9 protein-coding genes are annotated in these 9015 nt (G+C 76.4%); 5 read left to right on the forward strand and 4 right to left on the reverse strand.

The window, feature by feature from the left end:
* Positions 1-9 precede the first annotated feature (9 nt).
* Together ACFXPX_RS07090 and ACFXPX_RS07095 are read right to left on the reverse strand one after the other, a co-directional pair.
* Positions 10-723, reverse strand: coding sequence for a hypothetical protein (locus ACFXPX_RS07090; RefSeq protein ID WP_380639960.1), 714 nt, complete (start codon positions 721-723; stop codon positions 10-12).
* Between the two features lie 208 nt (positions 724-931).
* Positions 932-1567 carry a TetR/AcrR family transcriptional regulator C-terminal domain-containing protein gene (locus tag ACFXPX_RS07095; RefSeq protein WP_375896917.1) on the reverse strand — a complete coding sequence of 212 codons (636 nt, stop codon included), beginning with the start codon at positions 1565-1567 and terminating at the stop codon, positions 932-934.
* Positions 1568-1629: 62 nt separating this feature from the next.
* Here ACFXPX_RS07095 and ACFXPX_RS07100 point away from each other — a divergent pair, with 62 nt between their 5' ends.
* Positions 1630-3108 carry an FAD-dependent monooxygenase gene (locus ACFXPX_RS07100; RefSeq protein WP_380593115.1) on the forward strand — a complete coding sequence of 493 codons (1479 nt, stop codon included), beginning with the start codon at positions 1630-1632 and terminating at the stop codon, positions 3106-3108.
* A 57-nt stretch (positions 3109-3165) separates the two neighbouring features.
* Here the strand turns inward: ACFXPX_RS07100 and ACFXPX_RS07105 are convergent, their stop codons facing one another.
* Positions 3166-4131, reverse strand: coding sequence for an ADP-ribosylglycohydrolase family protein (locus tag ACFXPX_RS07105; RefSeq protein WP_380639962.1), 966 nt, complete (start codon positions 4129-4131; stop codon positions 3166-3168).
* 48 nt (positions 4132-4179) lie between these two features.
* Positions 4180-4602 carry a carboxymuconolactone decarboxylase family protein gene (locus tag ACFXPX_RS07110; protein WP_380525787.1) on the reverse strand — a complete coding sequence of 141 codons (423 nt, stop codon included), beginning with the start codon at positions 4600-4602 and terminating at the stop codon, positions 4180-4182.
* Between the two features lie 362 nt (positions 4603-4964).
* On the opposite strand from ACFXPX_RS07110, the gene ACFXPX_RS07115 reads away from it, so the two are divergent.
* The 4 genes from ACFXPX_RS07115 (at position 4965) to ACFXPX_RS07130 (ending at position 8969) form a co-directional block, all read left to right on the forward strand.
* Complete coding sequence (locus ACFXPX_RS07115) at positions 4965-5885, forward strand: hypothetical protein (RefSeq protein WP_380593117.1); 921 nt, start codon at positions 4965-4967, stop codon at positions 5883-5885.
* 62 nt (positions 5886-5947) lie between these two features.
* Positions 5948-6955, forward strand: coding sequence for a hypothetical protein (locus ACFXPX_RS07120; protein ID WP_380639964.1), 1008 nt, complete (start codon positions 5948-5950; stop codon positions 6953-6955).
* Entirely contained in the window at positions 6952-7860 is a 909-nt protein-coding gene (locus ACFXPX_RS07125) for a hypothetical protein (protein ID WP_380639966.1), read from the forward strand. Before ACFXPX_RS07120 ends, ACFXPX_RS07125 begins: the two co-directional genes overlap by 4 nt.
* Complete coding sequence (locus ACFXPX_RS07130; RefSeq protein WP_380639968.1) at positions 7857-8969, forward strand: hypothetical protein; 1113 nt, start codon at positions 7857-7859, stop codon at positions 8967-8969. The genes ACFXPX_RS07125 and ACFXPX_RS07130 overlap by 4 nt, the downstream gene beginning before the upstream one ends.
* Positions 8970-9015: the final 46 nt, after the last annotated feature.

The raw sequence follows: 9015 nt of genomic DNA on the forward strand, positions 1-9015 counted from the left end.
CCACCAACATTAGCCCGGCGGGCTACATTTGTCGTTGCACTCCCAACCCGGGGGGCCCCCGCGCCCCCCCCCCCCCCCCAAACCGGCCCGGGGGGGGGGGTGGGTCCCCCCCCCCCCCCCACGGTGCCACCGCTCCCTCAGGTCCTCGGCCGTCCAGCGGCCCAGGAACACCGCGCCGTAGACGGTGAGCGGGAGGGGCAGGGCGAACAGCGGCACCGACAGCCAGCTCGGCCGGCCGGTGCTCATCCGCCCCCGCTCGTCCAGCCACACCGTGATCTCGTGGCCCCGCGGATACGGCCCCTGCGGCCGCTCCGCGCTGAACTCCCGCCCGTCGACGCTCCAGCGGAACGTGCAGGCGTAGGTCTTCGCGCCCAGGCCGCCGCCGTCCCCGCCCGGTTCCTGGCCGCTCACCCGGCAGCCCGTCACCCAGGCCGTCGTACGGCGCGGATGGCCCAGCCGCTCCCGCACGGTGCCGGCGACCTGCGCGGCCAGGAACACCGTGAGCAGTGCCAGCAGCAGGAACCCCACCGCCCGGGTGCCCGTCCCGCGCTCCCGCTCCGGGGCGCGGCGGCGCACCGGGAGCCAGGCCGCCGGGAGCGCCGCCGCCGCCGCCGCGCACAGCCACCACAGCCACCCGGGCACCGGATCGTCCTGCGACCACGGCCACAGCGCGGCCGAGCCCGCGAGCGCCGACGTCACCGTCGCCGCCGCGGTCACCGCCACGCACCGTCGTTCGAACCCCGTCCCGGTCACACCCGCCCCCGACGCCGCAGTCCCGCCACCGCTCCCGATCCTGGGCCCGCCCGGCCCCCGTGGCCAGGCTTCTCCCGCGACGGTGACAGGGCTGCGACATCGCCACGGCCGCACCGGCCGCGCCCTCCTCGCCGGCCCGGCGGTCGCGGACCGCCCCGCCGCGCCCGGTGGTCGCGAACTAGCCCGCCGCGCCAGGCTGTTCGAGGAGCCGGTCGAGGGCGAAGGCGAACCGCGCGTCGAAGTCGTCGCCCTCCAGGTGCCGCGCGACCCGGCCCAGCGCCGGGTGGGCGCCGTCGGCCAGCGCCCCGGCCAGGGAGTGCTCGCCGCTCTGGGCGGCCAGGGCCTGCTGCTCCTGGGTCAGGCCGAGCGCCAGGTACTGGATGCTCCAGAACGTCCAGGCCGCGCGCTGCTCGTCCAGCCCGCCCTCCAGCAGCGCGGCCAGTACGGCGTCGGCGTGGCGCAGGGTGGCCGGCTCGGCCGCGTACGTCCCGGCGACGATCAGCGCCCCGTCGCGGTGGGCCAGCAGGGCGCGCCGGTAGCGGTGGGACAGCTCGCGCACCCGCTCCCGCCAGGGCCCGGGCAGGCCGTCCGGGTCGACCCCGGCGACGATCGCGTCGGCCATCAGTTCCAGCAGCCGGCCCTTGGTCTTGGCGTGCCACAGCACGGTGTTCATCCGGACGCCCAGGCGCTCGGCGACGCCGCGCACCGACACCGCGCCGGCGCCCTTGTCGTCGAGCAGGTCGAGGGCCGCGCGCACCACGGCGGCGGTGTCCAGCCGGGGCTGCCCGGCGGGCGGAGCTTGCTTCTTGGTCACTGACCTAGTGTACTGGGGCCAACGCCATTGGTCACTGACCAAGAACCGTGGAGGGGACACCCATGACCACACCCACCCACCAGGTCGTCATCGCCGGAGCCGGCCCCGTCGGCCTCTGGCTCGCCGCCGAACTGCGCCTGCACGGCGTCGAGGTGACACTCCTGGAGACCCGCACCGAACCCGACCCGCACTCCCGGGCCACCTCCCTGCACCCGCGCACCCTGGAGATGCTCGACTCCCGCGGCCTGCTCGAACCCTTCCTCGCCGAAGGCGTCCGCATCCCCGCCGGACACTTCGCCGCCCTGCCCGCCCGCCTCGACTACACCCGCCTCGACACCCCCCACCGCTACACCCTCGCCCTGCCCCAGGCCCGCACCGAACACCTGCTCGCCGAGCACGCCGTCGCCGCCGGCGCCGACCTGCGCCGCGGCCACCGCGTCACCGGCCTCACCCAGGACGACGAAGCCGTCACCGTCCACGTCGAAGGCCCCGACGGCCCCTACCGCCTGCGCACCGCCCACCTGGTCGGCTGCGACGGCTCCCGCAGCACCGTGCGCCGCGCCGCCGGCATCGACTTCCCCGGCACCCCCGCCACCTTCTGGGCCTGGATGGGCGACGTCGTCCTCGACACCCCGCCCCGCACCCCCGCCCTCGCCAACGAGCGCGGCGCCCTCATGGTCTTCCCGCTGCCCGGCGGCATCCACCGCGTCGTCGGCAACGACGCCGCCACCAACCGCACCCGCCCCGACGGCCCGCCCACCTTCGACCAACTGCGCACCAAGGTCCGCCACATCGCCGGCACCGACTACGGCATGCGCGACCCCGGCCGGCTCTCCACCTTCGGCAACGCCGCCCGCCAGGCCGCCCACTACCGCCACGGCCGCGTGCTCCTGGCCGGCGACGCCGCCCACAGCCACTTCCCGGCCGGCGGCCCCGGCCTCAACGTCGGCCTCCAGGACGCCTTCAACCTCGGCTGGAAACTCGCCCGCGTCCTGCACGGCACCGCCGACGACACCCTCCTCGACAGCTACCACGCCGAACGCCACCCCGTCGGCGCCGAACTGCTGCGCAGCACCCGCGCCCAGAGCGGCCTGATGGCCGACCACAGCCCCGAGACCCTCGCCCTGCGCGACCTGCTCGGCGAACTCATCGACGGCGTCCCCACCTTCTCCGACACCCTGGCCGCCCGCTCCGCCGGCCTCGCCGTCCGCTACCCCGCCGCCCCCGACGGACCCGAGGCCCACCCGCTCACCGGCACCCGCGCCCCCGACCTCCACCTCGGCGCCACCACCCTGTTCACCCTGCTGCGCCCCGGCCGCCCCGTCCTGCTCGACCTCACCGGCTCCACCCGCCCGGACCACCTCGCCCGCCCCGGCCTGACCCTGCACAGCGCCCCGCTCACCCGCCCCCACCCCGGCTGGGACACCGCCACCGCCGCCCTGCTGCGCCCCGACGGCCACCTCGCCTGGCGCACCGACGCCCCCGACGGCCCCGGCCCCGCCGCAGCCGCCGCCCTCACCGCCTCGGGCCTGGCCCCCTGAGGGGCGCGCGGCCGGGGCCGCGGGGAGCCTCCCCGCCGCCCCGGTCCGCCCGGGGCCTCAGCCCGTGCGGCGTGCGGGGGTCTCGTCCTCGGCGCCGGCCACCCAGGCCGGCAGGGGCTCGCGCCGGGCGAGCCAGCCGGCGGCCGGACCGCCCAGGCCGGTGCGGGCGGCGACCACGCCGCCGGTGATCGCGCAGGTGGTGTCCACGTCGCCCAGGCCCTCGGCGGTGCTCCACAGGGCGTCGGTCAGGCTGTCGAGGTGGTGGGCGGCCGACCACAGGGCGAAGGGCACGGTGTCGCCGGCCCGCACCCGCTGCCCGTTGCCCAGCAGGTCCGCCGCGCGCCAGGGCTCGGTGTCCGGGGCGAGTTCGGCGGCCCGGGACAGGCCCTCGCGCACCGGGCCGGCCGGGGTGCGCCCGGCCACCTCGGCGAGGAAGGCGGCCCCGGCCGGTGCCGGTGCCGGTGCCGGAGCCCCGACGCCGCCGCGTCCGCGTGCGGCCAGCGCGGCCGCCAGCGCCACGGCCACCGCGCCGGCGATCCCCTCGGGGTGGGCGTGCGTCACCTCGGCCGACAGCGCGGCCTGTTCCGCGGCCTCGTCCAGGTCCGCGTGGAACCAGGCGCCCAGCGGCGCCACCCGCATCGCCGCCCCGTTGCCCAGGCTGCCCTGGCCGTCGAACAGCTTGCGCGACTCCTCGCGCCACGCCGACGGCCGCGCGGCCAGCCGGGGCAGCAGCAGGCTCATGCCGTTGCCGTAGCCGCGGTAGGCGTCGGCCAGGTACGTCGCCCCGAAGGCCTGGGCCAGGCGCTCCTGGTGCACCGCCTCGTACGCGGTGAGGATCCCGTACACCGACAGCGCCATCGCCGTGTCGTCGGTCCAGTGCCACGGGGTCTCCGGCGGCACCCGCCGGGCCCGGATCTGTGCGAACGCCGCCTTCGGTGTGCGGAAGAGCGGGAACCACCGCTCGCCGAAGCCGTCCCCGAGCGCCAGGCCCTCCAACGCGTCACGTGCTGCCGAATACGTCATGGCCGCATGATGGCACCGGCCGCGCCCCGGTGGCAGGGTGGTCCGGCGTCAGGCGGCCGTGACCGGCAGCAGGCCGCGCTCGCCGAAGACCTTCTTGGCGACGAAGGTCGCGTTCAGCGCCTTGGGGAACCCGCAGTACACGGCCGAGTGCAGCAGCGCCTCGGTGATCTCGACGGGGGAGAGGCCGACGTTGAGCGAGGCGTTGATGTGGACCTCCAGCTGCGGCTCGCAGCCGCCGAGCGCGGTGAGCATCCCCAGCGTCACCAACTGCCGGTCACGCGGGGCGAGTTCGGGGCGGCTGTAGACGTCGCCGAAGCCCCAGGCGACGACCTGGTGGGCCAGCTCCGGGCTGATGTCGGCCAGCGCGTCCACCACCCGCTGCCCGCCCTCCCCGTCGACCCGGGTGAGCACCTCCATGCCCCGCTCGAACCGCTCCCGCCGCTGCCCGGCCCCCTGCTCCGAAGCACCCATCGCGCCTGTCCTCTCCTCGTACCCGTTCCCGTGCCGCGGCCCCGGCCGACCGGCCCTGACCACGGAAGGAACCGTAGGACTTGGAGTGCACTCCAACTCAAGCCGGGCGCGGAACCACGGCCTCCACGACACCCGGACGCACGACACCCCGTCAGGGCGCCTGTTGCGGTTGGGTCACGGAGTGTCCGATTCATCGGGCATTGCACGGGAGTGCGGTGATTGATTTTGTTGGCGAGAATGTCATCGGACTCTCATACTGCCTGGTGAGAGACGTGATGGCCGGTCCGGGAAGGCCGCGGGGGAGCGGATTTCCGACGGTGGCCCACGTGCGACATTTCCGATCATTCCCATGGGGGAGTCCTTTGCCCGCGCCCGAGAACGAGAGCGCCGCGTTCACCGATCCGCCGCCGGAGCAGCAGCCGCAGCCGGCCGGCGTCGCGCCCGAGCCCGCAGCCACGCCGGAAGCGGCTGCCGTGCCCGTGCCCGCCGCCGACCCGGCCCCGGCGACCGCGGCCCCGCGCCGGCTGCCGCGCGCCGTCGGCGTCGCGCTGGCCACCGCCGGACTGCTCGCCGTCACGGCGGCCAGCGCCGCGGTGACCGTCGCCGTCGGCAAGCCGGACGGCCACCGGGCCGCCGCACCCGCGCCGCGTGCCACCGCCACCGCCGCCCCGGCGAGCGCCGGCGCGAGTGCCTCCGCGAGCGCCACGCCCTCCGCCGTACCCGTCCCGGTGCCGACGGCCGTCCCGACCGAGCCCGCCCCGGCCAGCACCGTCAAGGGCACCGTCAGCGGCGGCAAGCACGACGGCGACCTGCGCTACTTCCTGCTCCCGATCCCGGCCGGCGGCGAGTCCTACGGGCCCGCCGACGGGATGGCGATGACCCGCGACGACGTCTCCGAGATGTTCGGCAAGCCGGACGACATCGACACCATCCTCAGCCGCCTCGGCTACCGCGACGGCGCCACCCGCACCTACCGCACCGCCGACGGCACGGCCGAAGTCACCGTCACCCTGCTGCACTTCGGCTCCGCCGACCTGGCGAGCCGGTTCGTCCAGGGCTACACCGTCAAGTCGCAGGAAGCGATCGACATCGACGGCGACCCCAACGCCCACGGCTTCCGCCGCAAGCCCAAGAACGAGGCCTACACCGGCTCGATGACCGGCATCTCCAGCCAGGGCGACGTCCAGTACACCGTCGACGTCGAGGTCAAGGGCACGCCGGACAAGGCGCTGCTGAACGACCTGATGAAGCGCCAGCGCGAGTGGCTCGCCTCCGGGGGCTGAGCCCGCGCCCGCGCGCCCGCCCCACGACGTCCTCCCGCCCCTCCTCCTCTGGAGTCGCTTCCGTGACCACCGAACCCGAGCAGCCGCCGGCCGCAGCCGCCGACCCGTCCGCGTCGGCCGAACCGCCGACGCCGCCGCTGCCGCCCGTACCACCAGTGCCGCCCGTACCGCCCGTGCCACCGGTCCCGCCGGTGCCGCCCGTCCCGGCCCCGTCCCCCTGGTCGGCCGAAGGCGAGGCGATGGCACACCGGACGGCGCACCAGGCCCCGGCCGCGCCGGAGCCCGCCGCCCCGGAGCCCGCCGCCCCGGAGCCCGCCGCCCCGGAGCCCGCCGCTCCGGCCCCGGCCGTGGACGTCTACGCCGACTTCCTGTCGGCCGGCCCCGAGACCGCCCCGCGCCCGTCGCGCCGCCCCCGCCCGGTGCTGCTGTCCGTCTGCGCCCTGGTCGTGGGCGTGCTGGCCGGCGGCAGCGTCGGCTACGCGATCCAGGCCCAGCGCCCGCCCACGCCGCTGCCGCCGCTCCAGGTCGCCCTGCCCGCCTACCCGGCCGAGACGGTCGACCCGGCCGCCCTCGCCGCCGCCCAGCCCCCGCCGCCCGCCATCGAGGGCGACCTGCGCAAGCTGCTGATCAGCGCCCCCGACGGCAGCACCGCCTGGGGCGACTACCCGGACAAGCCCGGCTGGATGTCGATCGGCGAGCTCGCCGAACGCAAGGGCGACGCGGCCGTCGTCTTCAAGGACCTCGCCACGTCCGGCTTCCGTCGCGCCGCCGAGGTGGACTGGATGAAGGGCGACATCCGCTACCGGGTCACGCTCACCCAGTACACGCCCGAGCACATCGACGAGGCCGCGGCCTTCCACGGGCAGACCTTCGCCGACGACACCGACGGCGGCTACCGGGTGGACCCGGAACCCAGGCAGTGGTCCGACACCAAGGAGCGGTACTACTACGGCCACGCCGCCGCCCAGCGCGGCACGGTGCTGATGACCGTGGAGGTCTTCAGCCCCAAGCCGGTGGAATCCGGGGACCTCAAGGCCCTCGCCAAGCAGCAGTGGGAGCGGCTGACATGACCGACGACTCCGTGAGCGCCGTGCCGGCCACCCCGGCCGAGCTGCACGCCCAGGCCGCCCCGGCCGTCCCGGCCGAGCACACCCCCGAACCGGCCGCGCCCGCAGGCGAGTTCGCCCCGGCGGGCGCGCCCGCCACGCCGGACCCGACCCCGGATTCGCCCCCGAACCCCGCCTCCCGCCGCCTGCTGCGCGCGGGCGCCGCCACCGTCGCCGCCGCCCTGGTCGGCGTGGTCATCGGCGTCGGCATCATCAAGACCCGGTACGACGACCCCGCCCCGGTCGCCGCCGCCGGCCCCACCGGCACCCCGGCCCCGGCCGCCACCCCCACGCCCTTCGGCGCCAAGTCCAACGGCAGCCACTTCGGCTCGCTGCGCGACCTGCTGCTGCCCGTCCCGGCCGGCTACGCGCCGGGCCCCGACGAGGGCGGCTACGGCAACGACACCGAGCTCGGCGCCGGGCAGCTCTCCGACGAGATGGACGCCGAACTCCAGCAGGTCCCCAAGGACAAGCGCGACAAGCTCCGCTCCTACTGGCAGGGCCTGCACGTCAAGGGCACCGGCGTGCGGACCTACCGCAACGACGGCGGCAACCTGGTGGTCGGCCTGCGGCTGCGCCAGTTCAACCAGCAGGAGGTGCAACGGATCAACGAGTACACCGCGGTGTTCACCGGTGACACCGGCATCTTCCGCTCCGGCCCGCAGGTCCCCGGCCACCCCGAGGCGCACTGCTACCTGATGCCCGCGCCGCCCTCCGCGCCGATCGACTACCTGGAGTGCTCGGCCGCCGAGGGCGACCTCCTGGTGATCATGAGCGCCGAGGGTGTGGCACCGCTCCCCAAGGACAGGATCGTGGCCCTCTTCACCATGCAGCTCGACCGCCTCGCCAGCCCCGGAGCCTCCGTATGACCGACCACGCCGCCACCCCGCAGCCCGGGCCCGGGTCCGAGCCCACCCCGCAGCCCGCCCCGGAGTCCGGGCCCGCCCCGCAGCCCGCCGCCGACCCGGCCCCCACCACGGCGCCGACCGTCGAGGAGCCGACCGCCGAGGAGCCGACCGCCGAGGAGCAGGCCCTCGCGGCGCAGGCCGCCGAGGAGCAGGCCGCCCACCGCACCCGCCGTCGCAAGGCCGCGGTGCGCTGGGGCTGCGCCGTCCTGGTGTTCGCCCTGGCCGGTACCGGCACCGCGCTGGCCGTCACCGCGCCCGAGCGCACCGACATCCCCGGCCTGGCCACCGCCGGAGACGGCCGCTACACCTTCCCGCCGCTGGCCCTGCCGCCGCTGCCCTCGGGCAAGGCCGCGCCCAACCTCAAGGACAAGGCCAAGGACAAGGGCGCGGCCGTGCACCTGGCGGACCTGCGCCACCTGCTGCTGCCCGTGCCCAAGGAGGCCGGCGGCTCGGTGAACCCGCCGGTCTTCCCGGCCCCGACGGCCCCGACGCTCCCGGCGGGCTCGGCGGGCTCGGCCTCACCCACGGCCTCGCCCTCCGACACCCCGTCGGGAACCCCCTCGGCCACGGCGGGCCCGAGCGCCTCCGGCACGGCCACCGCGAGCCCCGAGGGGGCGGCCCCGGCGAACTGGGTGTCCTGCGACGCGCTGCTCGGCGACCTGCAGAACCCGGCCCGGATGCGGACCCTGCTGCGGCAGAACGTGTGCCGCGCGGCCACCGTCCGGGAGTGGACCGCCTCCGACGGCACCAGCACCCGGATCCGGCTGATGCGCTTCGGCACCTCCGCCGAGGCCTGGGACACCTTCTCCCGGACGCGCTCGGAGATCCAGCTCAAGGCCGCGCCCGACGCGAGGACCGCGACCTCCTCGGCCGACGGCGAGCTGCCGGACGGTGTCGAGGTGACCCGCAAGGAGTCCCGGGAGACCGCCGGCAAGGACGTGCCGACGACCCGTCTGGCGTTCGTGTCGGCCTCCGACGTGGTGGCCGTGATCACCATGACCAACCCGCGCGGCGTGCCCGCCGCGGCCTTCCGCCAGGTGGTCGACCTCCAGTCCGACCTGCTCGCCTGAGCCCGGCGCCCGCCCGAAGGCCCGAGGGCCCCGCACCCCCCGTTTC

Origin of the sequence: Kitasatospora sp. NPDC059146, assembly GCF_042786665.1 — a bacterium.
GTDB lineage: Bacteria > Actinomycetota > Actinomycetes > Streptomycetales > Streptomycetaceae > Kitasatospora.

Bases quoted from the DNA above. Each gene is read 5' to 3' on its own strand.
- ACFXPX_RS07100 (WP_380593115.1), top strand. From the start codon at position 1,630: ATGACCACACCCACCCACCAGGTCGTCATCGCCGGAGCCGGCCCCGTC.
- ACFXPX_RS07105 (WP_380639962.1), bottom strand. From the start codon at position 4,131: ATGACGTATTCGGCAGCACGTGACGCGTTGGAGGGCCTGGCGCTCGGG.
- ACFXPX_RS07110 (WP_380525787.1), bottom strand. From the start codon at position 4,602: ATGGGTGCTTCGGAGCAGGGGGCCGGGCAGCGGCGGGAGCGGTTCGAG.
- ACFXPX_RS07125 (WP_380639966.1), top strand. From the start codon at position 6,952: ATGACCGACGACTCCGTGAGCGCCGTGCCGGCCACCCCGGCCGAGCTG.
- ACFXPX_RS07130 (WP_380639968.1), top strand. From the start codon at position 7,857: ATGACCGACCACGCCGCCACCCCGCAGCCCGGGCCCGGGTCCGAGCCC.